The organism is Euzebya rosea (assembly GCF_003073135.1).
GTDB lineage: Bacteria > Actinomycetota > Nitriliruptoria > Euzebyales > Euzebyaceae > Euzebya > Euzebya rosea.
On the sequence record NZ_PGDQ01000008.1, the window covers coordinates 101,191 to 125,340 of the forward strand.

Annotated in this window: 27 protein-coding genes; 12 read left to right on the plus strand and 15 right to left on the minus strand. The window is 72.1% G+C overall.

All coding sequences use genetic code 11. The features are described from left to right. Positions 1–4: 4 nt before the first annotated feature. Entirely contained in the window at positions 5–1,108 is a 1,104-nt protein-coding gene (gene pdhA, locus CUC05_RS12650) for a pyruvate dehydrogenase (acetyl-transferring) E1 component subunit alpha (RefSeq protein ID WP_108666475.1), read from the minus strand. A 191-nt stretch (positions 1,109–1,299) separates the two neighbouring features. On the opposite strand from pdhA, the gene CUC05_RS12655 reads away from it, so the two are divergent. The 3 genes from CUC05_RS12655 (at position 1,300) to CUC05_RS12665 (ending at position 3,872) form a co-directional block, all read left to right on the plus strand. Further along, complete coding sequence (locus CUC05_RS12655) at positions 1,300–1,764, plus strand: Lrp/AsnC family transcriptional regulator (protein ID WP_108666476.1); 465 nt, start codon at positions 1,300–1,302, stop codon at positions 1,762–1,764. Between the two features lie 51 nt (positions 1,765–1,815). Further along, complete coding sequence (gene ligD, locus CUC05_RS12660) at positions 1,816–2,910, plus strand: non-homologous end-joining DNA ligase (RefSeq protein ID WP_108666477.1); 1,095 nt, start codon at positions 1,816–1,818, stop codon at positions 2,908–2,910. Between the two features lie 131 nt (positions 2,911–3,041). After that, on the plus strand, positions 3,042–3,872 hold the full coding sequence (locus CUC05_RS12665) for an SDR family NAD(P)-dependent oxidoreductase (RefSeq protein WP_108666478.1): 831 nt from the start codon (positions 3,042–3,044) through the stop codon (positions 3,870–3,872). Between the two features lie 106 nt (positions 3,873–3,978). On the opposite strand, the gene CUC05_RS12670 is transcribed toward CUC05_RS12665, so the two are convergent. Next, complete coding sequence (locus CUC05_RS12670) at positions 3,979–5,004, minus strand: coiled-coil domain-containing protein (RefSeq protein WP_108666479.1); 1,026 nt, start codon at positions 5,002–5,004, stop codon at positions 3,979–3,981. A gap of 160 nt (positions 5,005–5,164) precedes the next feature. Between CUC05_RS12670 and CUC05_RS12675 the strand changes: the two genes are divergently transcribed. From CUC05_RS12675 to CUC05_RS12685, 3 genes are all read left to right on the plus strand, one after another. Next, the gene (locus CUC05_RS12675) at positions 5,165–5,503 is read left to right on the plus strand and encodes a circadian clock KaiB family protein (RefSeq protein WP_205712302.1); all 339 of its coding nucleotides are present in this window, start codon (positions 5,165–5,167) and stop codon (positions 5,501–5,503) included. Continuing rightward, positions 5,500–6,357 (plus strand): GGDEF domain-containing protein, encoded by an 858-nt coding sequence (locus CUC05_RS12680; protein WP_108666480.1) that lies wholly within the window; start codon positions 5,500–5,502, stop codon positions 6,355–6,357. The genes CUC05_RS12675 and CUC05_RS12680 overlap by 4 nt, the downstream gene beginning before the upstream one ends. A gap of 195 nt (positions 6,358–6,552) precedes the next feature. Continuing rightward, complete coding sequence (locus CUC05_RS12685) at positions 6,553–7,626, plus strand: Glu/Leu/Phe/Val family dehydrogenase (protein WP_108666481.1); 1,074 nt, start codon at positions 6,553–6,555, stop codon at positions 7,624–7,626. A gap of 62 nt (positions 7,627–7,688) precedes the next feature. Here the strand turns inward: CUC05_RS12685 and purM are convergent, their stop codons facing one another. Beyond that, positions 7,689–8,729: a phosphoribosylformylglycinamidine cyclo-ligase gene (gene purM, locus CUC05_RS12690; protein WP_108666482.1), complete on the minus strand. Its 1,041-nt coding sequence runs from the start codon at positions 8,727–8,729 to the stop codon at positions 7,689–7,691. Next, positions 8,726–10,219, minus strand: a complete 1,494-nt coding sequence (gene purF, locus CUC05_RS12695; protein WP_108666483.1) for an amidophosphoribosyltransferase — start codon at positions 10,217–10,219, stop codon at positions 8,726–8,728. The genes purM and purF overlap by 4 nt, the downstream gene beginning before the upstream one ends. On the opposite strand from purF, the gene CUC05_RS12700 reads away from it, so the two are divergent. Further along, positions 10,218–11,459, plus strand: a complete 1,242-nt coding sequence (locus CUC05_RS12700; RefSeq protein WP_157965509.1) for a Kelch repeat-containing protein — start codon at positions 10,218–10,220, stop codon at positions 11,457–11,459. The two genes, purF and CUC05_RS12700, sit on opposite strands and share 2 nt — an antisense overlap. A 78-nt stretch (positions 11,460–11,537) precedes the next feature. Here the strand turns inward: CUC05_RS12700 and purL are convergent, their stop codons facing one another. The 6 genes from purL to CUC05_RS12730 form a co-directional block, all read right to left on the minus strand. After that, positions 11,538–13,784 carry a phosphoribosylformylglycinamidine synthase subunit PurL gene (gene purL, locus CUC05_RS12705; RefSeq protein WP_108666485.1) on the minus strand — a complete coding sequence of 749 codons (2,247 nt, stop codon included), beginning with the start codon at positions 13,782–13,784 and terminating at the stop codon, positions 11,538–11,540. 102 nt (positions 13,785–13,886) lie between these two features. Continuing rightward, complete coding sequence (gene purQ, locus CUC05_RS12710) at positions 13,887–14,546, minus strand: phosphoribosylformylglycinamidine synthase subunit PurQ (RefSeq protein WP_108666486.1); 660 nt, start codon at positions 14,544–14,546, stop codon at positions 13,887–13,889. A gap of 18 nt (positions 14,547–14,564) precedes the next feature. Then, the gene (locus tag CUC05_RS12715) at positions 14,565–15,098 is read right to left on the minus strand and encodes a DUF305 domain-containing protein (protein ID WP_108666582.1); all 534 of its coding nucleotides are present in this window, start codon (positions 15,096–15,098) and stop codon (positions 14,565–14,567) included. A 154-nt stretch (positions 15,099–15,252) separates the two neighbouring features. Beyond that, positions 15,253–16,008 (minus strand): hypothetical protein, encoded by a 756-nt coding sequence (locus CUC05_RS12720; protein WP_108666487.1) that lies wholly within the window; start codon positions 16,006–16,008, stop codon positions 15,253–15,255. 6 nt (positions 16,009–16,014) lie between these two features. Next, positions 16,015–16,260: a phosphoribosylformylglycinamidine synthase subunit PurS gene (gene purS, locus CUC05_RS12725; RefSeq protein WP_108666488.1), complete on the minus strand. Its 246-nt coding sequence runs from the start codon at positions 16,258–16,260 to the stop codon at positions 16,015–16,017. 1 nt (position 16,261) lies between these two features. Next, positions 16,262–17,167 carry a phosphoribosylaminoimidazolesuccinocarboxamide synthase gene (locus CUC05_RS12730; protein ID WP_108666489.1) on the minus strand — a complete coding sequence of 302 codons (906 nt, stop codon included), beginning with the start codon at positions 17,165–17,167 and terminating at the stop codon, positions 16,262–16,264. 49 nt (positions 17,168–17,216) lie between these two features. Between CUC05_RS12730 and CUC05_RS12735 the strand changes: the two genes are divergently transcribed. The 4 genes from CUC05_RS12735 to purE all read left to right on the plus strand — a co-directional run bounded on the left by CUC05_RS12735 (position 17,217) and on the right by purE (position 20,345). Continuing rightward, entirely contained in the window at positions 17,217–17,624 is a 408-nt protein-coding gene (locus tag CUC05_RS12735) for an acylphosphatase (RefSeq protein ID WP_205712305.1), read from the plus strand. After that, positions 17,621–18,577, plus strand: a complete 957-nt coding sequence (gene ligD / locus CUC05_RS12740; RefSeq protein WP_108666491.1) for a non-homologous end-joining DNA ligase — start codon at positions 17,621–17,623, stop codon at positions 18,575–18,577. The genes CUC05_RS12735 and ligD (CUC05_RS12740) overlap by 4 nt, the downstream gene beginning before the upstream one ends. A 68-nt stretch (positions 18,578–18,645) precedes the next feature. After that, positions 18,646–19,821, plus strand: coding sequence for a 5-(carboxyamino)imidazole ribonucleotide synthase (locus tag CUC05_RS12745; protein ID WP_205712306.1), 1,176 nt, complete (start codon positions 18,646–18,648; stop codon positions 19,819–19,821). Beyond that, positions 19,818–20,345 (plus strand): 5-(carboxyamino)imidazole ribonucleotide mutase, encoded by a 528-nt coding sequence (gene purE, locus CUC05_RS12750; RefSeq protein ID WP_108666492.1) that lies wholly within the window; start codon positions 19,818–19,820, stop codon positions 20,343–20,345. The genes CUC05_RS12745 and purE overlap by 4 nt, the downstream gene beginning before the upstream one ends. A 45-nt stretch (positions 20,346–20,390) precedes the next feature. On the opposite strand, the gene CUC05_RS12755 is transcribed toward purE, so the two are convergent. After that, a complete protein-coding gene (locus CUC05_RS12755) occupies positions 20,391–21,617 on the minus strand; it encodes a GAF domain-containing SpoIIE family protein phosphatase (protein ID WP_170128000.1) in 1,227 nt (408 codons plus the stop codon). Positions 21,618–21,743: 126 nt separating this feature from the next. Here CUC05_RS12755 and CUC05_RS12760 point away from each other — a divergent pair, with 126 nt between their 5' ends. After that, complete coding sequence (locus tag CUC05_RS12760) at positions 21,744–22,394, plus strand: GNAT family N-acetyltransferase (protein WP_170128001.1); 651 nt, start codon at positions 21,744–21,746, stop codon at positions 22,392–22,394. Between the two features lie 8 nt (positions 22,395–22,402). Here the strand turns inward: CUC05_RS12760 and CUC05_RS12765 are convergent, their stop codons facing one another. Genes CUC05_RS12765 through CUC05_RS12780 form a run of 4 tightly spaced genes read right to left on the minus strand, consistent with a single transcriptional unit; the run spans position 22,403 to position 24,004 of the window. Next, positions 22,403–22,942 carry a hypothetical protein gene (locus tag CUC05_RS12765; protein ID WP_108666495.1) on the minus strand — a complete coding sequence of 180 codons (540 nt, stop codon included), beginning with the start codon at positions 22,940–22,942 and terminating at the stop codon, positions 22,403–22,405. Continuing rightward, entirely contained in the window at positions 22,939–23,412 is a 474-nt protein-coding gene (locus CUC05_RS12770; protein ID WP_108666496.1) for a hypothetical protein, read from the minus strand. Before CUC05_RS12770 ends, CUC05_RS12765 begins: the two co-directional genes overlap by 4 nt. After that, positions 23,412–23,759 (minus strand): hypothetical protein, encoded by a 348-nt coding sequence (locus tag CUC05_RS12775; RefSeq protein WP_108666497.1) that lies wholly within the window; start codon positions 23,757–23,759, stop codon positions 23,412–23,414. Before CUC05_RS12775 ends, CUC05_RS12770 begins: the two co-directional genes overlap by 1 nt. Positions 23,760–23,797: 38 nt before the next feature. Then, positions 23,798–24,004 carry a hypothetical protein gene (locus tag CUC05_RS12780; RefSeq protein WP_157965511.1) on the minus strand — a complete coding sequence of 69 codons (207 nt, stop codon included), beginning with the start codon at positions 24,002–24,004 and terminating at the stop codon, positions 23,798–23,800. Positions 24,005–24,150 lie beyond the last annotated feature (146 nt).

Below are 24,150 nucleotides of genomic sequence, written 5' to 3' on the forward strand. Positions count from 1 at the left end.
CCGCTCAGCCCTCTCGGGCGGCCAGCTCGGCAGCCAGCATGTCGCGCTGGTCGAGCATCGACGCGGGCGGGTCGACGTAGACGTGCTCGAACATCTCCAGCGGGTCGCCGTGGGGGGCATCGAACATGCCGGCCCGGAAGGTGCGGGCGGCGTCCTTGGCGTCCTCGACGACGGACGCGACGCCGGTCTCGTCGATCACGCCGGCGGCGAGCATGTAGGTCTCCAGCCGCTCGATCGGGTCACGCTTGCGCCACGACTCGACCTCGTCACGGCTGCGGTAGCGAGAGTCGTCGTCGGCGGTGGTGTGCGCCTCGGTCCGGTAGGTGATCGTCTCGATCAGCGTCGGCCCCTCGCCGCGGGACGCACGGGCGACGGCAGCCTTCGTCGCGGCGTACACCGCGAGCGCGTCGTTCCCATCGACCCGGACGCCCGGCATGCCGTACCCCACGGCCTTGTGCGCCATCGTGGGCGCCTTGGTCTGGTTGGCCAGCGGCACGCTGATGGCGTAGCCGTTGTTCTGCACGACGAAGATCGTGGGCGCATCGAACACCGCGGCGAAGTTGAGCGCCTCGTGGAAGTCGCCCTCGCTGGTACCACCGTCACCGCAGAAGGCCATGGCCACGACGTCGTCACCCGACATCACCGCCGCCTGGGCCAGCCCGACGGCGTGCAGGCACTGCGTCGCGATCGGCGTGCAGTGCGGCATCACGCGGTACTCCGTCGGGTCCCAGCCGGCGTGCCACGTGCCCTTGAACAGGGGCATGGCCTCGATCGGGGGCACACCTCGCGCGACGATGGCGACGGTCTCGCGATAGGACGGGAACAGCCAGTCCTGCTCACGAAGGGCGAGGACCGACCCGACCTGGCTTGCCTCCTGGCCGGCCGATGACGGGAAGACCGCCAGCTGGCCCTGCCGGGTCAGGTTGATCGCCTGCCGGTCGACGGCACGAACCATGTGCATCGTGGCGTGCAGCCGACGCATGGTCTCGACGTCGGGCGTCTCGAAGCCCTCGACGTCCTGCAGCTCCCCGTCGTCGGTGAGCATCCGGACCAGCATCGGGTGCGGCAGGAGCTGTTCGGCGTGCTTGGCGAGCAGCGGCTCGGTCATTTCGGTCGCCTCCGGGGTTCGTGTGTGCAGTCCATGGTGAGGGATACCCGGCGGGAGGTGGGAAAACGCATTCGTTGTCGAGACGAATTCCACTTCACAGGCCGCAGTACGGACGGTCCGTCTCAACAGAGGGCTAGTCTTGCCGCCATGGTGAGAGGTATTGAACGGTCGACGCGACGAACGGAACTCCTGTGACGACGACAGGTCCCGGGCTTCCCGGGCTCGACCCCATCGACGCGGACCTCGTCGGCCACCTGCAGCGCGACGGCCGGATGTCGGTCAACGCGCTGGCCGAGGCCGTGGGGGTGTCCCGCGCGAACGCCTACCGACGGCTCGACCGGCTGGCCGACGACGGGGTCATCACCGGCTACCGCGCCGAGGTCGATCCAGCCAAGGTGGGCCTGCCCGTCACCGTGCTGGTGCTCATCGGGGTCCAGCAACGTCGCTGGCAGGACGTGCAGCGGTCGCTCGGCGACCTGCCCGGCCTGTCCTACCTCGCTGCCACCACCGGCGAGTTCGACTTCCTCGCCCTGGTCCGCCTGAGCGACGTCTCCCAGCTTCGCGACGTGGTCCTGGAGCACCTGCAGACGACCGCCGGCGTGGTGTCCACGCGCACGGTGTTCGTCCTCGACGAGTCGGGCAGCCCGCGCCCGTGACGTCGGTGGGATGACGCTGCCGTGGCCGAGCGGGTGTGGTGGACTGGCCCCATGAGCGACGAGGTCCACCTGGAGCTGGCTGGCCATCCCGTGCGGATCACCAGCCACGACAAGGTCTTCTTCCCGCGGCGTGGCGAGACGAAGCTCGACCTGGTGCGCTACTACGAGGCGGTCGCCGAGCCGTTGATGGCGACGATGGGCGGACGTCCGGTCCTGCTGGAGCGCTACCCCGACGGCGCCCGCGGCAAGAGCTTCTGGCAGAAGCGCGTCCCCAAGGGCGCCCCGGACTGGCTGCGGACGACGACCGTCCAGACCGTCAACGGCACCCCGTCCAACGCCATGGTCGCCGCCGACATCGCCCACGTCGCCTGGGCGGTCAACATGGGGTGCCTCGGCTTCCACGTGTGGCCGCTCCACGTCGGCGACGGCGACGCCGTCCTGACGTTCCCGGACCGGACCACCTCACGGATCGAGCACCCCGACATCGACGTCGAGCAGTGGGGTGGCGTGGACGAGCGGGAGATCGCCGACGAGCTGCGGATCGACCTCGACCCCACCCCCACCATCGGCTTCGACGAGGCCCGTGCGGCCGCTCGGCTGCTGCGGGACCTGCTCGACGAGCTCGGCATCGCCGCGTTCCCGAAGACCACCGGCAAGCGGGGCATCCACGTCTACGTCCGCCTGGAGCCCCGCTGGGACTCCTACGAGGTGCGTGCGGCTGCCGTTGCGCTGGCCCGGGAGCTCGAACGACGCCACCCGGAGGTCGTCACCGCAGCCTGGTGGAAGGAGGAGCGGGGGCCGCGCGTGTTCGTCGACTACAACCAGAACGCGCCGCACAAGACGGTGTTCGGTGCGTGGTCGGTGCGGGCGAAGGTCGGCGGCCAGGTGTCGACGCCCTTCTCGTGGGACGACCTCGACCGCGTCGACCCCGACGAGCTGACCATCGAGACGGTGCCTCGGCGGCTGGCCAGCGACGGTGATCCCTGGGCGGGGATGTACGACGCCCCGCAGTCCCTGGACGTCCTGCTGGACATGCACGACGCCGACATGGCCGCGGGCCTGATGGACGCACCGTGGCCGCCCGTCTATCCGAAGATGCCCAACGAACCCTCTCGCGTCGCCCCCTCCCGGGCGCGCAGGGACTGACGCGCAGGGACTGACGCGCAGGGACTGACACGCTGGGACGGGCCGCGAGGGACCTCCGCCGAGAGGTCGACAGCGGTTCGTGCGCCATCGGGCAATGGCGCATCGAGGTCGGATCGGTGTAGAAAACGACCATGAAGGACTTCTCCACTCGGGTCGCGGCGATCACCGGAGCGGGCTCCGGCATCGGCCGAGCCCTCGCCGTCGAGCTCGCTGCGGCCGGCTGCAACCTGGCCCTCTCCGACATCGACCCGGACGGCCTCGACGCCACCGCCGGGCTGGTCGCCGACCGTGGGGTGACCGTCACCACCGACGTGGTCGACGTCGCCGACCGGAACGCGATGCAGCGCTGGGCCGACGACACCGCTGAGGCCCACGGTGCCGTCCACCTCGTGTTCAACAACGCGGGCGTTGCGCTCGCCGGAACGGTCGAGGACACCTCGATCGAGGACTACGAATGGATCCTCGGGATCAACTTCTGGGGCGTGATCCACGGCACGAAGATGTTCATGCCGCACCTCCGGGCAGCCGACCGGGGCCACATCGTCAACATCTCCTCGGTCTTCGGGTTGTTCGCCCAGCCGACCCAGAGCGGCTACAACGCGACCAAGTTCGCCGTCCGCGGGTTCACCGAGGCCCTGCGGCAGGAGCTGGACATGGACGACGGCAACGTGTCGTGCACGTGCGTGCACCCGGGTGGCATCGACACCAACATCGCCCGCAACGCGCGGGTGAACAAGAGCCTTGCCGAGCTCGTGTCCGGTGACGAGGACGAGATCAGGCAGGGGTTCCAGAAGGTGCTGCACGTCAGCCCCGACGCAGCCGCGAGGACCATCCTGAAGGGCGTCCGCCGCAACGCACGCCGCGTCCTCATCGGTCCGGAGGCCTACGCGGTCGATGCCATGCAGCGTGCCCTGCCGACCGCATACCAGCGGCTCGTGCCGCTGAGCACGAAGCTCCTCTGACCACGGTCCCGCCCCGGGTCGACGGCTGAACGGAAGTTCGGTGGTCGCCGTGCCGCCCCCCGTACAGGCCGGAACGGCGACCACCGCTGATGAGTACCCCCGACGGTCAGCGATCCTTACGCTCGAGTTCGTCGAGCGTCGCTTGGGCGACCGAGAGGGCGTGCTCGGCGTCGGCCAGGGCAGCGTCTGCGGGGCCGACGGCCGCGCTGGTCGCAGCCGTTGCCTCGCGTGCCGCACGGACCGCGGCCTCCGTGCGCCGCACCTCGGCGTTGCGCTCCTCGAGCAGCCGCCTGGCGTCCGCGGCGGCTGCGATGGCCTGCTCACGAGCCGCGTCGGCCGCGGCGGCCTCCTCGGCGGCCCTGGCGGCACGACGTCGGGCTCCCGCCGCGCTGGACACCCGCTCGTCCCGTTGGGCTCGCAGCCGGACGAGGTCCCGGCGCGCCAGGGCCAGCTCGGCCGCCCGACGACGTTCCGCATCCAGGCGCGCCTCCTCGACCGCACCCGCACCCTCGACCGCGTCCCCAGCCTCCTCCGCGTCCGCAGGTGCCGCTGGCTCTGCTGCCCGAGCCGTCCCGGATGTCCCCGTGGGTGACCCGATGGGTCCGCGGTCCCCCTTGGAATCGCGGTCCGCCACCACCGTCAGCGGCGCGAACCCCGTCAGCGCCAGGGTCGGGTCGGCCGTCTCGGCCGCCCGAGACAGGGTGCCTCGGCGGACGTCCTCGGCCAGCTCCTCGTCGACGGCCGCGGCCTGCAGCGTGCGTCGGACGGCATCACGCACCGCGACCGGCCACGACGTCGCCTCGGGAGCCGCAGCGAGGACCGCATCGATGGCCCGGTGGTGTGTCCTCACCGCGCCGCGAACGTCGGTCTGGCTGACGCCGCTGAGCGCGCGACGTTGTGCGCTGGCCAACGCCTCGCCAGCGGCCAGTGAGGCCTCGATGAGGTCCGGCTCGGCCCTGGCGAGCAGGTTGATCGCAGCCGCGGCGACGGTCGGTCGTCGCAGCGCCTTGACCACCGCGGCGGCCGGGCGGTCGCCTCGGGCACGCAGCTCGGCGGCCAGCGCATCGCGGCGCTGGACGAACTCCGCGGGGGTGGCCGCGAACAGCTCGTGGGCGACGTCGGGGACCGGCACGGGGCGAGCATGCCACCGCGGGAGGCCGACGCTCCATCAGGACGCGGTTCCGGTGGACCTCCTCGTCCGGTATCGTCGGGGGCAACCGGCGCCCTCCCCGGGGGCCGGGCCACGCCTCCACGACAGCGGGCATCCCCCGCGCTCGGAAGCCTCCCCCACCATGATGGATGACCCCGATGTCCTTCGGCTGACGTTGTACGTCGCCGGCCGGACACCGCGCGCCGAGAGGGCACTGGCCAACCTCCGTCGCATCGTGGAGCTCGAGCTGCACATGCCCTTCGAGCTGGAGATCATCGACGTCCTGGAGCGGCCCGACCTCGCCGAGGAGGCGCTGATCCTCGCCACACCCACCTTGGTGAAGGAGTCCCCCCTACCCGGACGGCGGCTCATCGGCGACCTGTCCGACACCCATCGGGTGATGGCGGGGCTGCACCTGCCCGGCCCCACTCACTCGCACGAGACCTCCGGAGGAACCGACGAGGTGACCGCAGACCGGTGACGAACCTGGAACACACCGTGATCGACGATCTCGACACCCACGACACGGGCGAGTCCGTGTTGCCCGACGGGCTGTTCGAGACGATGGTGCGAGCCAGCGCGGATGCGATGCTCGCCATCGACGCCGAGGGCCGAGTGCTGTTCGCCAACGACGCCGCGGGCCAGCTGTTCTGCGTGCCCACGGAGGTCCTGCTGGGCTCGGAGTTCGGGCTGCCCCTCGGGAGCAGGGACCCGGTCGAGGTCGACCTGCACCCGATCAGCGGCACCCCGGGCGTGGCCGAGCTCCGGGTCGCCCGTGCCGGCGACGTCCACGTGGCGATGCTTCGCGACGTCAGCCAGCGCGTGCGACTGCGCACCGAGCTGCAGCAGCTCGCCCTCGCCGACCCCCTGACCGGCGTGGGCAACCGGCGATCCTTCCTCGTCCTGGCGAGCAAGGCCCTCAAGCAGGCGGAGCGCGACGAACGCCGCTGCGCGCTGCTGTTCGTGGACATCAACGACATGAAGCTGATCAACGACCAGCACGGCCACCGGATCGGCGACCAAGCGGTCGTCACCACGGCTCGGATGCTGGCCCGTACCGTGCGGGAGAGCGACGTGGTCGCGCGTGTCGGCGGAGACGAGTTCTGCGTGCTGCTGGCCGCCAGCCCGCGCCCCGACTCGCTCGAGGACGCGATCGAGCGGGTGAGGAGGGCGGCCAACGGGGTCGGCCGGGACCTGGAGTTCCCGCTGTCGGTCACCGTCGGGGTGGCCGTCTTCGACCCTGCAGCTCCCGTCGAGCTCGACGAGCTCATGGACCGTGCCGACGCGGCCATGTACGCCGCCAAGGACCACGAGCCCACCGACTCGTCGAGCTGACGGGGTCGGGTCCTGCCGGGCAGGGCCGGCAGTCCGATCGGATCGGTACCATCCAGTGTCGTCCGCCGTCGCGGACGACCACCACGAGCCGCCACCGATCGAGGAAACCCCTGCGGTCGAGCGCGCCCGTGGCCCGCTCACGCCGGCGACGGTGAGGATCCACCGCCCGGCCCGAACCCATCGGGGTGTACCCACATGCCAGGAACCTTCTCCCAGCTCGACGGCCACGAACAGGTCGTCTTCGGCCACGACGAGGCCTCGGGGCTGCGCTGCATCATCGCCATCCACTCCACGGTCCTCGGGCCGGCGCTGGGCGGGACGCGGATGTACCCCTACGACAGCGAGGAGGACGCGTTGGTCGACGTCCTGCGGCTCTCCCGCGGGATGACCTACAAGTCAGCCGTGACCGGGCTCGACCTCGGTGGCGGCAAGGCCGTCATCATCGGCGACCCGGCGACGGACAAGACCGAGGCCCTCCTGCGGGCGTACGGCCGCATGATCGAGTCGTTGAACGGCCGCTACGTGACCGCCTGCGACATCGGTACCTACTCCACCGACATGGGCATCATCGGCCGCGAGACCCGCTGGGCGACCGGGTCCGACATCGTCGAGGGCGGGTCGGGCGACTCCGGGGTCATGACGGCGCTCGGCACCTACGTCGGGATCAAGGCCTGCGCCGAGCGGGTGTTCGGCGACGCGTCGATGGCCGGCCGCCACGTCGCCATCCAGGGCGTCGGCAAGGTCGGGCGCCGGCTGGCGGAGCACCTGGCCGAGGAGGGCTGCAAGCTGACCGTCGCCGACGTCAACGACGACGCCACCGGTGACCTGGCCGACCGGCTCGGCGCCGACGTCGTCGCCGTCGAGGACATCCACGCCGTCGACGCCGACGTCTTCAGCCCCAACGCCATGGGTGCCGTCATCAACGACGCGACGATCCCGCAGCTGCAGTGCCGCATCGTGGCCGGCGCCGCCAACAACCAGCTGGCCGAGCCCCGCCACGGCCAGGCCCTGGCCGACGCCGGCGTGCTGTACGCACCCGACTACGTCATCAACGCCGGCGGGGTCATCCAGGTCGGCGACGAGCTGCACCCCGACGGCTACTCCGCCGACCGGGTCCGCGCCCGCGTCGAGCGCATCGGTGAGCGGCTTTCCGCGGTCTTCGTGACCGCCGAGCGCGAGGGGCTGCCGACCGCCGAGGCCGCCGACCACGTCGCCGAGGAGCGCATGGCGGCCGTGGGCCGCCTTCGCGGCTTCCACCTGCCCCGGTAGCGAAGGACGACTCGCCCCCTCCTCGGGGAGGGGTGCGGGTGCCTGCGCGGGAAGCGCCAGCGCTAGGAGAGGCGGACGCCGGCGGGTGCGGTGACGCGACCCATGGCCCAAGCGTCCACGTCGTGCTCGCCGAGCAGGGCCACGGCCCGGTCGACGGCGTCCGGCGGGACGACGGCGACCATGCCGACACCCATGTTGAAGACGCGGAACATCTCCTCGCGCTCGACCCGGCCCAGTCGGGCCATCAGGTCGAAGAGGGGGCCGGGCGTCCACGAGCTGGTGTCGACGTCGGCGCCGAGGTCCTCGGGCAGGACGCGCGGCAGGTTGCCCGGCAACCCGCCGCCGGTGACGTGGCACAGCGCGTTGACGATCCCCGCGTCGGCCAGCGCGAGGCACGGCTTGGTGTAGATCGCGGTCGGCTCCAGCAGCGCGTCGCCCAGCGGGCGGTCCAGGCCGTGGTGCTCGGCCAGGTCCAGGCCCTCGACCAGCCGACGGGCCAGCGAGTAGCCGTTGGAGTGCAGGCCGGAGGCGGCCATGCCGACGAGCACGTCACCGTCGGACACGCGGTGCGGGCCGAGGATGGCGTCCTTCTCGACCATGCCGACGGCGAAGCCGGCCAGGTCGTAGTCGTCGGCGGGCATCACTCCGGGGTGCTCGGCGGTCTCGCCACCCACGAGGGCGCAGCCGGCGCGGACGCAGCCCTCGGCGATGCCGGCGACCAGCTCGGTGACCACGTCGGGGTCGAGCTTGCCGATGGCGACGTAGTCGAGGAACACCTGCGGCTCGGCGCCGGAGACCACGATGTCGTCGACGACCATGGCGACCAGGTCGATGCCGACGGTGTCGTGACGGCCCAGCTCACGGGCGATGGCCAGCTTGGTGCCGACGCCGTCGGTCGCGGTCACGATCACCGGCTTGCGGTACCGCTCGGTGTCCAGCTCGAACAGGCCACCGAAGCCGCCGATGGTGTCCAGCACGCCGGGCCGGGTGGTGCGTGCGACGTGCGGCTTGATCCGCTCGACGACGTCGTCGGCCGCATCGAGGTCGACGCCGGCGGACGCGTAGGTCTGCCCCTCGGCGGGGGTCGAGTCGGGGGCGCTCACTGGGCGGCGTCCCACAGCGTCGCCATGGACGCCTTGCCGCGTTCGCGCTGCAGGGCCTCCACGGGGATTGGGTACTCGCCGTCGAAGCAGGCCCGGCACAGCGAGTCCTTGGGACGCTTGGTCGTCTCGATGAGGCCCTCCAGGGACAGGTAGGCCAGCGAGTCGGCCTTCAGGTACGCCCGGATCTCGTCGACCGCCATGCCCGCACCGATCAGCTCGGCCCGGCTGGCCATGTCGATGCCGTAGAAGCACGGCCACTTGATCGGGGGTGCGGTGATGCGCAGGTGCACCTCGGCCGCACCGGCGGCGCGCAGCATGGCGACCAGCTGACGGGACGTGTTGCCGCGGACGATCGAGTCGTCGACGACGACCAGGCGCTGGCCGGCGATGACGTCGGTCAGCGGGTTGAGCTTCAGCCGGATGCCGAGCTGGCGCAGCGACTGGGTGGGCTGGATGAAGGTGCGTCCGACGTAGCGGTTCTTCGTGAGGCCCTCGGCGTAGGGGATGCCGCTGGCCGCGGAGTACCCGCCGGCCGCGGCCATGCCCGAGTCCGGGACGGGGATGACGAGGTCGGCCTCGACCGGGGATTCCGACGCGAGCAGCTCACCCATGCGTCGACGCGCGGCGTAGACCGAGGTCTCGTCGGTCATGTGGTCGGGACGAGCGATGTAGACGTACTCGAAGACGCAGCCCTTGGGCTCGGGTTCCTCGAACGTGCGGCTGCGCATGCCAGCGGCGTCGATGGTGACGATCTCGCCCGGCTCCACGTCGCGGACGCGGACCGCGCCGACGATGTCGAGAGCGGCCGTCTCGCTGGCCACGACCCATCCGCCGCGAGGCAGGCGTCCGATGACCAGGGGGCGGACCCCGTGCGGGTCACGGGCGGCGTGGACGGCGTGCTCGTCCATCACGACCAGCGAGTAGGCGCCCGCGACCTTCGGCAGGACCTTGGCCATCGCGGCGTCGGTCGAGCCCTCGTGCGCCTCGCAGATCAGCGCGGTCAGCAGGTCGGAGTCGCTGGTGCACTTGTCGCCGGCCGGACCGAGGTCACGTGCGAGCGCGCCGGTGTTGGTCAGGTTGCCGTTGTGCCCGACGGAGATGGCGGTGCCGTCCGGTGTCGTCCGGAACGTCGGCTGGGCGTTGTCCCAGGTCGAGGCGCCGGTCGTGGAGTAGCGGACGTGCCCGATGCCCTGATGGCCGTCGAGGGCCGCCAGTCGGGTCTCGTCGAAGACCTGGTTGACCAGGCCCATCTCCTTGGTGACCAGGATGGAGGTGCCGTCGCTCACGGCGATGCCCGCGGACTCCTGACCACGGTGCTGCAGCGCGTACAGACCGTAGTAGCAGAGCTTCGCCGCGTGCTCGGTGGGTGCGTAGACAGCGAAGACCCCGCAGGCGTCACGAGGCCCGGTGTGGGGGGAGGAGCTCACGCCACACAGGGTAACGGGCGGCGCGAGGGCACGGAGACCAGCGATACTGTCCTGCAGACGCATGACGCCACCGGAGCCGGTCGCGGGGTCATCCGCGAGATCGTTCGAGGAGGGGACGCCTCCCCGACGACGTTGGCTCGGGCTGGTGCTGGCGGTGCTGGTGCTGGTCGGCATGGGCTGGCTGGCCCGGCCGGCCCCCGAGGAACCTCCCGAGCTGGTGGTCTCGGAGTCCCCCGAGCCCGCGCCCTCGGCGACGCCGACCCTCCAACCGGAGCCCGTCGGCCCCCCGGTGGCGACCGGCCGCTGGACGGTGCTGCCCGCGGCCGAGGCCACCGCGCGGACCCGGCAGTCGATGCTCTGGACGGGCAGCGAAGTCCTGGTCTTCGGCGGCCAGCCCGACCCCGGCGTGGACACCGGGCTGGTGCTGGACCCGGCGACCGGCACCTGGCGGCGGATGGCGGAGTCTCCGATCGGCAGCCGCAGCGGGCACACAGCGGTGTGGACCGGTGAGGAGATGATCGTGTTCGAGGGTGCCCCGGTCGGGCAGGCGGCGGCGGTCGCCGCCCAGGACGTCGACGGGGCGGCCTACGACCCGGCCACCGACACGTGGCGAGCGATCGCCCGTGCGCCGGTCAACCCCCGGTCGGGCCACGTGGCGGTGTGGACGGGTGCGGAGATGCTGGTCTTCGGCGGTTCGCGCACGTTCGAGACCAACGTGCAGGCCGGCGCCTACGACCCGGACGCCGACACGTGGCGGCTGACCGCGCCGGCCCCCCTGCCGCGGGGGTTCGGCCTGATCGCCGGGGTCTGGACGGGCGAGGAGGCGGTGTTCTGGACGGGGAAGGGCCCCGAGGACGTCGCGGCCTACGACCCGACCACCGACACGTGGCGGCTGCTGCCCCCCTCACCGGTGGGCATGCGGTCGGTGGCAGCGACGTGGACGGGACGGGAGATGGTCCTGTTGGGGGTGCCGGAGGCGGGCAGCGAGGACGTCGGCGGGATGGCCCTGGACATGGTGGAGGAGCGGTGGACGGTGCTTCCCCCCTCACCCCAGGCGTTCGCCGCCACACGGGTGGCGGAGTGGACGGGGGAGCAGATCGTCATGCTGGGCGGCCCACAGGACCAGCCCGGCGTGGCGTGGACCCCGTCACGGGCGACGTGGGAGGTGCTGCCCCCCGCACCCCAGCCCGCCACCAGCGGCCACAGCGCCGTGTGGATCGGCGACTCGCTGCTGCTGTGGGGCGGGTTCACCGCCGAGTGGCCGACCGCGACCGGCGCGGTCTGGACCCCCACCCCCGGCTGACCCGGACCGCCGCTTGTCGGGTTCTGGGCCGCCCGTCGCGAACACCCGACACGCGTCCGGGGGTGGGTGGGTCGACCGCTACTGGCCGCCGAACAGGTCGGGGAGGACGCGGGCCCGGCGGGCGGCCAGGTCGTCGAGGTCCAGGTCGAGGGTGCCGCCGACCAGGCGACGGGCGGCGGTGGTCATGCCGACCGGCTCGAGGTGCAGGTCGTGCTCGGCGGCCAGGGCCTGCAGGCCGCGGATGTCGTCGGTGGAGACCACGACGCGGGACGGGGACTCGGAGAACCACATCTGGGACTCCGGCAGCGCGTCGGGCAGGTCGACGGTCACGCCAACGTCGGCGCCGCAGGACTCGACGAGGTTGGCCAGCAGCCCACCGTCGGCGATGTCGTGGGCGCTCTTCACGACCTCACCCTCGGCAGCCGCGGCCAGGAAGGCGTGCAGGCGCTTCTCCAGCGCGAGGTCGATCGGGGCCAGGCGTCCGGCGATCCGGTCGTTGGTGACCCAGTCCCACTCGCTGCCGGCCAGGCCGGGCGCGGTGCGGGCGCCGACGATGACGACGGCGTGGCCGGCACCCGTGAAGGTGCTGCCGAGCGGGCGGGTCACGTCGGGGTGGATGCCGAGGACGCCCATGACCGGCGTCGGGTGGACGGCAACGTCACCGGTCTGGTTGTAGAAGCTGACGTTGCCGCCGGTGATGGGGGTGCCGAGCGCGATGCAGGCCTCGCCCATGCCGGTGATGACGTCGCGGAACTGGCCCATGATCTCGGGCCGCTCCGGCGATCCGAAGTTCAGGCAGTTGGTGGCGGCCACCGGGGTCGCACCGGTGCAGGCGACGTTGCGAGCGGCCTCGGCGACGACGCGTCGTGCGCCCTCCGTCGGATCCAGGGCGCACAGGCGGCCGTTGCCGTCGGTGGCCATGGCGATGCCGCGCTTGACCCCGGGCTCCAGCCGGAGGACCGCGGCGTCGCCACCGATCCCGGCGACGGTGCCGTGGCCGACGATGGAGTCGTACTGCTGGGTCACCCAGTCGGCCGGCACGAGGTTGGGCGACAGCAGGACGGCCTCGGCGTGGGCGGTCAGGTCACCCTCGGGGGCCTCGGCGTCGACGTCGACGTCGGCGTTCGGGTGCACCCAGTCGCGCACGGGGCGTTCGTAGGTGGGGCCGTCGTGGGCCAGCGACCCGGCGGGCGCGTCGTGGACCAGCTCGCCACGGCGGGTAAAGACCAGGCGGTCGCCCTCGACGACCCGGCCGATGGGGGTGGCGTCGATCTGCCAGCGCCGGCAGATCTCCAGCACCTCCTCCAGGCGGTCGGGGGAGACCAGCGCCAGCATGCGCTCCTGGGACTCCGAGCAGAGGATCTCCCAGGCGTCCATCGACGCCTCGCGCAGCAGCACGTCGTCGAGGTCGACGCTCATGCCGAGGCCCGCGGCCGACGCCATCTCCGAGGTCGAGCAGGCGATGCCCGCCGCACCCATGTCCTGGATGCCCGACAGCAGGTCGGTGCGGTACAGCTCGAGGCACGACTCGATCAGCTGCTTGCCGGCGAACGGGTCGCCGACCTGGACGTTGGGGCGCTTGGCGTCGTCGACTCCGTCCTCGCCGAACTCGTCCGAGGCGAGGATGCTGGCGCCGCCGATGCCGTCGCGGCCGGTGCGCTGGCCGATCAGGACGGCGATGTCGCCGGTGTTCTCGGCACGGGCCAGCTGGATGTTGTCGGCCGGCAGCGTGCCGACGCAGAAGACGTTGACCAGCGGGTTGCCGTTGTAGCAGGGGTCGAACGACAGCTCGCCGCCGACGGTGGGCACGCCGATGGAGTTGCCGTAGTGGGAGATGCCGCGGACCACGCCGTCGACGACCCACTTGGTCTTGTCCAGCGACGGGTCGCCGAACCGCAGGGGATCCATGAGCGCGATCGGGCGGGCGCCCATCGTGAGGATGTCGCGGATGATCCCGCCGACCCCGGTCGCCGCACCCTGGAAGGGCTCGACGAAGGAGGGGTGGTTGTGGGACTCGATCTTGAACGTGACGGCCATCCCGTCACCCACGTCGACCACACCGGCGTTCTCGCCGGGACCGACGAGGATGCGGTCACCCTCGGTCGGCAGGGTCTTGAGGTAGATCTTGGAGGACTTGTAGGAGCAGTGCTCCGACCACATCACCGAGTACGTGCCCAGCTCCGCGGGGGAGGGCTGCCGGCCCAGCGTCTCGACGATCCGATCGAACTCGTCGTCGGTCAGGCCGAGCTCGGTGGCCAGGGTGCGCGGATCGGGCGCGGGGGCAGGAGTCGGCTGCGCGGAAGCGTGGTCGTGAGTCGTGCTCATACTGCCGAGGAGGGTACGCGCTGCGGCCCGGACCCACCCACCGCGGGGGTGGCCGACGGCCCGGCCCGACGCCTGCAGTCAGGCGGAGGGGACGCGCCGCCGTCAGGCGGGGACGGACGCCCCGACGAGCCGGTCCAGCAGGAAGGCCTTGCCGTCGGTCGAGCCGAGCAGCGCGTCGACGGCGTGCTCGGGATGCGGCATCAGGCCCGCGACGTTGCCGACCTCGTTGGTGACACCCGCGATGTTGTCGACGCTGCCGTTGGGGTTGGCGGCCTCGTCGACGGTGCCGTCGGCGTGGCAGTAGCGCAGCAGCACCTGGCCGTTGGCGGCGAGCGCGGCCGGGTCGTCGTGCACGAAGCGGCCCTCGCCGTTCTTCAGCGGGATCTCGATGACACGTCCCTCGGGACCCCAGGAGAGGTGCTGGTTGCGGTGGATGAACCGCAGGCCGATGTTGCGGGTCAGGGCACCGGGCAGCAGCCCGGCCTCGCAGAGGACCTGGAAGCCGTTGCAGATGCCGAGGACGCGGCCACCGTCGTTGGCGAACTCAACGATCGAGCTCATCGCGGGGGAGAAGCGCGCGATGGCGCCGGCGCGCAGGTAGTCACCGTAGGAGAAGCCGCCCGGGACGACGACGGCGTCGACGTCCTGGAGGTCGGCGTCCCCGTGCCACAGGCGAACGGGGTCGTGGCCGATCTGCTCGACCGCGTACGCGGTGTCGCGGTCGTCGCAGGTGCCCGGGAAGGTGACGATGCCGATGCGCATGCCGGGCAGGGTACCCGGTCAGTCCAGCGGGTTGCCCTCCGGCGGGTTCTCGACCTCGAACTCGGGCACGGGACGCTCGCGGCCCTCCTCGATGGTCTCCGCGACGCCGTTCAGCTCGATGTCGGCGATCAGCCACTCCATCTCCTGGATCTCACGACGCTGCGCGCGGATAATCTCGTCGGCGAGCTGGCGGACGCGGACGTCCTGGATGTCGGCGCGGGTGGACGTCAGGACCGCGATCGAGTGGTGGGGGATCATCGCCTTCATGTACTCGCTGCCGTCGACGGTGAGCTGGCTGCGGACGAGGAAGAGGGAGCCGGCGAACACGATGACCGATCCGATGACGATGGCGGTGTTCAGCCCTTTCCGGCTGTACATGCGCCACATGAACCCGATCATGATCGCCGACATGACCGATCCCATGAGCAGCGCCATCCACGCGCGGGTCTCGCTCCACTGGATGTGCCCCCACGCGTAGGTGTTGAGGTACATCAGGAGGAACATCACCACCGTCGAGGTGGCGATCATGGCGAAGAAGCGGCCGTAGCCCATCCCGCCGCCGCCGTCGTCGTCCGCCCGGTCGTGGCGCGGCGACTCGGCCGTGCGTAGGTCGATCTCGTGGTTGACGTCCTGCATGTGAGGGACCTCCTGGGTGATGTCGGTTCACCCGTTCACGTTCCCGACGACCCGACGCCGGAAACGCGACCTACCGGAATCCCTCGGCCTCCAGCGCGCCCAGCGGGTCGGCCAGCGCCAGCAGGGCCGCGGCGTCGTTGCACGCACGCGAGCGGTCGTCGGGCAGGAACATGCGGCCGCAGATCTCGGCCTCGGCCTGCCGTGCGAGCAAGGCTCCCGCGGCGGTCCCGACGGGCTCCTCCAGCCAGGTGGTGTCGTGCACGATCAGCGGCCCGATCCACAGGGGGTCGGTCCCGTCGCGGGCGAGCCTCGCGTTGACCAGGACCACCGGCACGTCCCCTCCGGTGTCCAGGGTCGAGTCGACGCCGGTCGCCTCGAACTGGGCGAACCGCACGACACCACCGGCCCGGGCGAAGGACTGCAGGCGACGTGCGATCGCCTCGGGGAGGACAAGCTCGCACAGCTCGTCGACGGCGTCGGCGATGCGGTCGATGTCGACGGCGGTGCCACCTGCACGGATGCCCTCGAGCAGCGCGCAGGACGGCGACAGCTCGAGCGGGTCGAGGTCACCGACGTTGTACTCGCCGACCGCGGTGGTCAGGGTCGACCCCTCCACCGGTGGTGGACGCCGTGCCGCGACCGGGACCTCCTCGGGCCCGAAGGCGACGAACGCCCAGATCAGGACCCCGATGGCCGCGGGGATCGCCGCGAGGCCGAGCAGGACGAACCAGCGGGGCAGCAGCGGGTCCTCGAGCTCACCCGTCCGGGCGCCCTCGTAGACCGACACGGCCCGACGCGCGCCGGGCTGTGGGTCCGGTCCGGCCATGCCGGATCAGCCGTCGACGACGGTGACGGTGTAGGCCTCGATCACCGGGTTGGCCAGCAGCTTGTCGGCCACGGCCTCCGCGAGCCCCTGGACGTCGGTCACGTCGTCGTCGATCACCAGCTCGATGTGCTTGCCGATCCGCACCTCGGCGACACCCTCGAAGCCCATGGTGGGCAGGGCACGTTCGACGGCCTGGCCCTGGGGGTCCAGGATCTCGTGCTTCAGCATCACATCGACGTTCACGCGGGGCATGTCAGGTCCAGTCGGAGAAGGGGAGGCCGGTGAGCAGCTCGTAGGCCTCAACGTATCGGGAGCGGGTGCGCTGCACGATCTCGTCGGGCAGCTCGGGGCCGGGAGGGGTCTTGTCCCAGTCCAGCGTCTCGAGCCAGTCGCGGACGTACTGCTTGTCGAACGATCGCTGGGCGCGTCCGGGTTCGTAATCGTCGGCGGGCCAGAAGCGGGACGAGTCGGGGGTCAGCACCTCGTCGATGAGCACGATCTCGCCGTCCACGAGGCCGAACTCGAACTTGGTGTCGGCGAGGATGATGCCCCGCTCGCGGGCGTGGTCGGCCGCCCGGCCGTACAGCTCGAGGGTCAGGTCGCGGACACGTTCGGCGACGTCGAGCCCGACGATGTCGACCGCGGTGGCGAAGTCGATGTTCTCGTCGTGGTCGCCGAGCTCGGCCTTGGTCGCCGGGGTGAACAGCACCTCGGGCAGCTGCTGGGACTCCTGCAGGCCCTCGGGGAGCGCGATGCCGCAGACGGTCCCGTCGGCGCGGTACTCCTTCCAGCCCGATCCCGACAGGTACCCACGGGCCACGCACTCGATCGCCAGCGGCTGCGCCCGTCGGCACAACATCGAGCGGCCGGCCAGCACGTCGGCGTGGTCGGCCAGTCCCTCGGGGAAGTCCGCCGGGTCGGTGGCGATCAGGTGGGTGGCGACGACGTCCCCCAGCCGGTCCAGCCAGAACGCGGTCATGGCCGTCAGCACCTTGCCCTTGTCGGGGATCGGGGTCGGCATGACCACGTCGAAGGCGCTGATGCGGTCGCTGGCGACCAGCAGCAGCTGGTCCTCGCCGACCGCGAAGATCTCGCGGACCTTGCCGGCGCCGAGGCGGGTGACGCCGGGCAGTGCGGCGACGGAGTCGAGTTCGCTCATGGCCGCCGAGGGTAAAGGACCGGAGCCGCCGTTCCACACGTCCGTCAGGTTGCCGACCCTTCAGCCGTACCCGTGCCCGAGGACTACGCTGCACCGCGCAGCGACGACGGTCGCTGCCGCCCCGTCGCCGATCGAACGGGAGACCCCCATCACCCCCACCGCCGACACCGGACCGACCCCCAGCGGGGAGGTCCGTCGCCACGTGCGCGTCGAGGGGCACGTCCAGGGGGTCTTCTACCGCGCCACCACCCAGCGGACGGCCCGTGAGCACGGCACGACCGGGTGGATCCGCAACCGGCCCGACGGCACCGTGGAGCTGGAGGTGCAGGGGCCGGCCGACGCGGTCGAGCGGGTCGTGGCGTTCTGCCGGTCCGGGCCGTCCGACGCCCGGGTCGTCCAGGTCCTGGTGGACGACCGGCCGACCGTCGACGGCGAGGAGGACTTCGAGGTGCGATGACCGTCCGGCTGTCCTCTCCCGACAAGGTCCTGTGGCCCGATGTCGGCCTGACCAAGGCGGACCTGTTCGCCTACGTCACCGACGCGGCCCCGCGCCTGCTGCCGCAGGTGGTCGACCGGCCGTTGTCGCTCAAGCGCTTCCCCAAGGGCGTGCAGGGCAAGGGGTTCTTCCAGAAGGACCTGCCCGACCACGCGCCCGAGACGATCGGCCGATGGCGGGTGTGGGCCGACTCGGCCGACCGCGAGGTGGCCTACGCCCTGGTCGACGACGTCGACGGCCTCCAGTGGCTGGCCCAGCAGAACACCATCGAGCTGCATCCGGCGCTGCTTCGCGTCGACCGTCCCGACCGCGCGGACCAGCTCGTGTTCGACATCGATCCCGGCCCGATGCAGGTCCCACCGGGCCGGGTGGCCCTGTGGGTCAAGGAGGTCCTGGACGAGCTCGAGCTGGCGGCCCGGGTGAAGACCTCCGGCGGCAAGGGGGTCCACGTGATCGTTCCGATCGAGCGTCGCTACGGGCCCGAGCTGCTGCGGCCGCTCACCCTCGCGATCGCCCGCATGGTCGCCGAGCGGCACCCCGACGAGCTGACGGTGGAGATGCGCAAGGCCGAGCGCAAGGGGCGGACGCTGGTCGACTGGTCCCGCGGGGGCGGGTCGACGCTGATCGCGGCGTGGAGCCCCCGTGCCCGGGCCGAGGCGACGGTGGCCATGCCGCTGTCGTGGGACCAGGTCGACGTCGACCTCGACCCCACCCGCTGGACGATGCGCAACGCCCTGGACCTCGACGACCCGTGGGCCGACGACGGCGTGTCGCCGCAGCGTCTGGAGCACGCCCGGGAGGCCGTGCAGGCCGCCGGATTCGAGCTGGTCGACGCCAGCCCGCGGGACCGCACGGCCAACGCGCTGTCCCGCGGGGGCCTGGCCCGCGACGCCGCTGGACGCCGGGGGGACTGAGCGCCACCGGGCGGTACCGGCCGACGGGTCGGGCGCGGTCCCGGACGCAGGGCGTATCCTCGCCGCCCGTGTCGACCTCCTCCCAGCCCCGCCCCCGTGAGCCCCACACCACCGTCCTCGGGATGGTCGGTGGCGGACAGCTCGCCCGCATGACCGCCCTCGACGCCGCACGCCTCGGCGTGGACGTCCGCGTCCTCGCCGGCGCCTCGGACCAGGGCGTCCGTGGCCTGTTCGAGGTGGTCGACGGCGCCCACGACGACCCGGCCGCGCTGACCCGCCTGGCCGACCAGGTCGACGTGGTGACCTTCGACCACGAGCTGGTCCCGCTGGACGCGATCGCGGCGCTGGAGGCCGACGGCCACCCGGTGCGCCCGTCGAGCACGACCCTGTCGTTCACCGACAAGCTCCACCAGCGACAGGCGTTCGCCGACGCCGGCCTGCCCGTGCCGCCGTTCGCCCGCGTCACCTCCACCGCCGAGGTCGAGGCCTTCGCTGCCGAGCACGGCTGGCCCGTCGTGCTCAAGGCCCCGCGCGGTGGCTACGACGGCCGCGGGGTCTCCGTGGCCGACGACCTGGCCGCCGCCGAGGACATGCTGGCTGCCGCGGCCGGCCGGCCGCTGCTGGCCGAGGCCCACCTGGACCTGGCGATGGAGCTGGCCGTCCTCGTGGTCACCTCCGCAACCGGCGAACGTGCCGTCTACGACGTGGTCGAGTCGGTCCAGGTCGAGGGCATGTGCCGTGAGGTGCACGCCGCCGCCGACCACCTGCCGGTCTCGATGGTGGCCGAGGGGCGGCGGCTGGGCGAACGCGTCGCCGACCTGGTGGAGTCCGTCGGGGTCCTGGCCGTCGAGCTGTTCGTCGTCGGCGATCAGGTGCTGGTCAACGAGATCGCCCCCCGACCGCACAACTCCGGTCACCACACCATCGACGGCTGCGTGACGTCGCAGTTCGAGAACCACGCCCGGGCGGTGCTCGGCTGGCCGCTCGGGTCCGTCGCCCCGACCGCGCCGGTCACGGTGATGGTCAACGTCGTCGGGACCGACGTCGACCCCCGCGAACGGGTGGCCGCGGTCACCGACGACGTCCGCATCCACCTGTACGGCAAGTCCGTGCGACCGGGCCGCAAGATCGGCCACGTGACCGCCACCGGTACCGATCATGCCGAGGTCGCTGAGCGCGCCCGACGGGCCGTGGCGATCCTCGAGGGCACCACCGCCACCACCAGCGCAGGAGCAACGACATGAGCCAGGCCCCCATCGTCGGGATCACCATGGGCAGCGACAGCGACCTGCCCGTCATGGGTGCCGCCGCCGACGTGCTGAAGGAGTTCGGCGTCCCCCACGAGGTGCGCGTCGTCTCGGCCCACCGCACCCCCCAGGTCCTGGCCGACTACGGCACGACCGCGGCCGAGCGCGGCCTGAAGGTGATCATCGCCGGCGCCGGCGGCGCGGCGCACCTGCCCGGCATGCTCGCGGCCTTCACCACACTGCCGGTCATCGGCGTGCCCGTCCCCAACGGCGCGCTGAACGGCATGGACGCCCTGCTGTCGATCGCCCAGATGCCCGGTGGCGTCCCGGTGGCGACCGTCGCGATCGGCAACGCCAGGAACGCCGGGCTCCTGGCCGTCCGGATGCTCGCCACGGCCGACCCCGCGCTGGCCGACAGGCTCGCGGCGGACCAGCAGGCCATGAAGGACATGGTGGCCGACAAGGACGACCGCGTCCGCGCCCGCTACGCCGGCGAGAGCGGCTTCGGCTTCACCGGCTGACCCCGATCGGCTGCACCCCCGGGCCAGCCGTCCGGAGAGGGGCCGTCAGTCCTTGGGTGCCCAGTGCACCAGCGCCAGGTCGTCGGTCTGGGTGGCATGCGGGCAGACCTTCTGGGCAAGGGCGTAGACGTCACAGTCCGGTGCCATCGCCGAGCCCTCGCGGCAGCACGTCATCAGGCGGGCGAACCCCTCGTCGAGGTCCTCGTCCCGTCGCTCGACCAGCCCGTCGGTGAACAGCAGCAGGCCCTCGCCGTCCTCGAGGCGCACCTCGCAGGCCGGGTCGTACACACAGGGACCCACGCCGAGGGGAGGTGACGCACCCTGTCGCAGGACCCGGGGGTTCGGGCCCGTGACCACGGGCGGCATCGCGCCGGCCCGGGCCCAGCGGACCGTCCGGCCGTCGGCGCTGATCCGCATCGCCAGCAGCGCCGCGCCGTCGCACCCGGGAAGGTCCGCGCAGGCCGTCGCGATGCGGTTGATCGTGTCCGCCGGGGTCGCCGCCTGTCCAGCGAACACGGCCCGTGCTGCCGCACGGAGCTGCGCGGCCGCGTGGGTACTGGTCACCCCGTGGCCGACGACGTCACCGACGACGACGTCCATCTCGCCGGTCGGCCGCAGGAACGCGTCGTAGAAGTCGCCGCCGACGTCGTGGGTGTCGAGGACCGGCCGGTACTTGCCCTGCAGCCGACCGTGGGGGTGCTGCGGGAGGGACGGCGGGATCAGGCGGCGCTGCAGGTCGTGCACCATCGTGGTGTAGCCCTTGCTGGTCGCCACCGCGTCGGTCACGAGGGCCGCGAGCTGCTCGAGGATGTGGACGGTCCTCGTGTCCCAGGCATGTCGCTCGTCGTCGATGACGCAGAAGCTGCCGAGGATCCTGCCGTCCGGATCGCGGATCGGTACGCCGCAGTAGGCCTCGACACCGATGTCCAGCCGTGCGGGATGGTCCACGAACGCCGGGTCCGCCCCGAGGTCGTCGATGACGACCGGCTTCTCCGACGTGACGACGTTCTGGCAGACCGAGTGCGACAGGGGGGTCTCGCGCGCGCTCGCCCAGGGATCGTGCAGTCCGTGCTCGCTGGTGAAGTACTGGCGATCCTCGTCGACCATCGAGATCAGCGACACCGGGGCACCGGTCAGCGACGACGCCAGCTGGGTCAGCCGATCCAGGTGGTGGAACGTGTCGTGGCGGAGCAGGCCGCTGCCGCGGAGGGCACCGAGTCGAACTCGATCGCCCACCGCGGGGCTGGTCGCGCCCTCGACGTTCGTTGCCACCACGGGGCCGACTGTAGCAACGAAGCCCGTCGGTCTCCGACCCGGCGGAGGGTCACACTTCTGGGTTTGCAATCCGAACTCAGTCGTGCCATGCTGCGTTCACATTCCGAACTCAAGGGGGTATCCGTGCTCGTCCCGCTGTCCTCGCCGCGTCAGGCCACACCGCCGGCATCCGCACCACCGGGGCCCAGTCCCCGTTCGCTGGCCGACGACGGCATGCCCCTCGTGGGCGCCGCATCGTTGTTCGAAGGGTCCTGGACCCGACGACGTGTGCTCACCACCGGACACGGCCCCGTGGTGATCCGCGCCGCCACGCCGCTCGACACGTCGTCGGTCGACCACTTCGTGCGCACCCTGTCGCCGACCGCACGGTTCCGTCGCTTCCATTCGGCGGTCAACCGGCTGACGGACCGCCAGCTCGCCGGCCTCGTCGACGTCGACCACCGGGACCGCGAGACCCTGCTGGCCGTCAGCGGTCGCACCGTCGTCGGGATGGGGCAGTACCTGGTCCAGGCCCACCCGAAGGACTCCGTGGACCTCGCTGTGGTGGTGGCCGACGACTGGCAGCGCCTGGGACTGGGACGTGAGCTGCTGTCGGCCACGGTCGAAGCCGCAAGCGCCAACGGGTTCCGCACGGCCACGGCGTACGTCCAGGCGGAGAACCGCGCCATGCTGTCGCTGCTCAGGGGCGTCCCCATGCCCATGGTCAGCGCCAACGAGGGTTCGGTGGTCGAGGTGCTGATCGACCTGTCGACGATCGGTCCGGGTCGGGCCTGAGCGCTGGTTCAGGGGCGGCGTCGCACGTCGGGGGCGGCGTGGCCCGTCACCTGCAGCTCGATGTGGTCCGACCCGACCATGCCCAGCAGGTGCAGGTCCGCGTTGCCGGTGACGGTGACCCCGATCGAGGCCTCGGTCGCGTCGACGACGACGGTGTCCACCCGCGTGCGGTCGTGGTGGGCGTCCACTGCCCGGAGGGCACGCTGACGTGCCACCGACGGGTCGAGCCGGACCTCGCCCGAACGCAGCGCGCCGTCGTCGAGGGCGGTGGCGCCGGCAACCGCGGCGTCATCGGCCACCGCGGCCAGCCGGGCCCGGACCGAGGCCGCCGACCACAGGTCCAGGCTGACGCCCCCGAGCAGCAGGAGCAGGACCGGCACGACCATCAGCCAAGCCGTCACCGATCCCCGGTCCTCGGCCCAGCAGCCGGCGGGATCGTCGAGGCCTCGACGGTTGGCGGGGCCCCGGTGTGGGGCGGGGCCGCCGTGGGCGGCGGGGCCTCGGTGGTAGGCGCGGCGTCGGTGGTCCTCGGGCCGCATCGCGGTCATCGCCCCCGGTAGGGGTCGAGGGCTCGGGCGTGCTCGCCGGTGACCGACGGGCCGTCGACGGTTCCACCACCGGGCAGTGTCACGGGCGCGGTCGGCAGGACCACCCTGACACGGACCTGCCCGTCGCGGGGCAGGGTCGGGCCGGACGGCAGGTCGACGGTCACGGTCGCCTCGTCCGTCGGGAGCCCTCGGCGGTCGAGCACCTCCATGGCGGCCCGTGCCGCAGCCGCCCGCGCGGTGACGGCGTCGGTCGCGGCGGCGGCGGCCCGGGCACCCTCCCGCGCCGCGACCGCCACGGTCTCGTGCCGTGCCGCCCAGCTCGGCAGGACGGCGATGACCAGCAGCGTCGGCACGACGAGCAACGCGACCCCGACCATCCACTCGGCTGTGACGAAGCCCCGGTCGTCGTGTGCCCGGCGGTGCCCGGTCGGTTGGTCACCGCCGGCGACACGTGCTGGCCGGGACGGCATCAGTCGACGGCGAGCGCCGCGCTGTGGGCGGTGGCCGAGGTGACGTGCGTGGGGACGAGCGGCAGCCAGCCGCCGAACGTGGCGTGGACCTCGGCAGCGGCACCCTCCGGGGCAACCGTGCAGGTGGCCGGGGCGGCATCCGACGCCATCGGCCCGAGTCCATCCGCCACGACCGACCCGACCCGTACGGCACACGACACCGGGTCGCCGGTGGCCACGCCCTGGCGAACACCTTCCTCGACCGCGGCCTGCAGGATGCCGTCGGCGTAGCGCAGCACGAGCAGGTTCGCGACGACGACGAGGAGGAGCATCGTGAACCCGGTGGTCGCCACGAAGGCCGCCGTCACGTGGCCGCCGTCCCCGTCACGCCCTCGACGCGAGGGCCTCACATGCCCAGCGCCGCGCGCATGCGGTCGATGAACTGGGCGCCCATGTCGCTGAGCCCGCCCCAGATGGCGACGATGACCGCCAGGGCGAGGGCGGCGTTGCCGAGGAGCTCGGCGGTGCTGAACCCCTCCTCCTCGCGCACGTCGGCGAGTCGTGTGGTCAGCCAGGTCACGACGGTCAGGTACACGGTGTCTCCTCGATGCACGGGCCCACCCCGGGCCGGGTCGAGGGCGAACGCTACGGACGGGAAGGGGGCCCAGCACAAGGCCCAGCACAAGGCCCAGCCCGAACCGCAGGTGACCGTCGCGGCGTTTGCCCGTTCGCCCACCGGGAAGGTGTCCCGGCAACGAG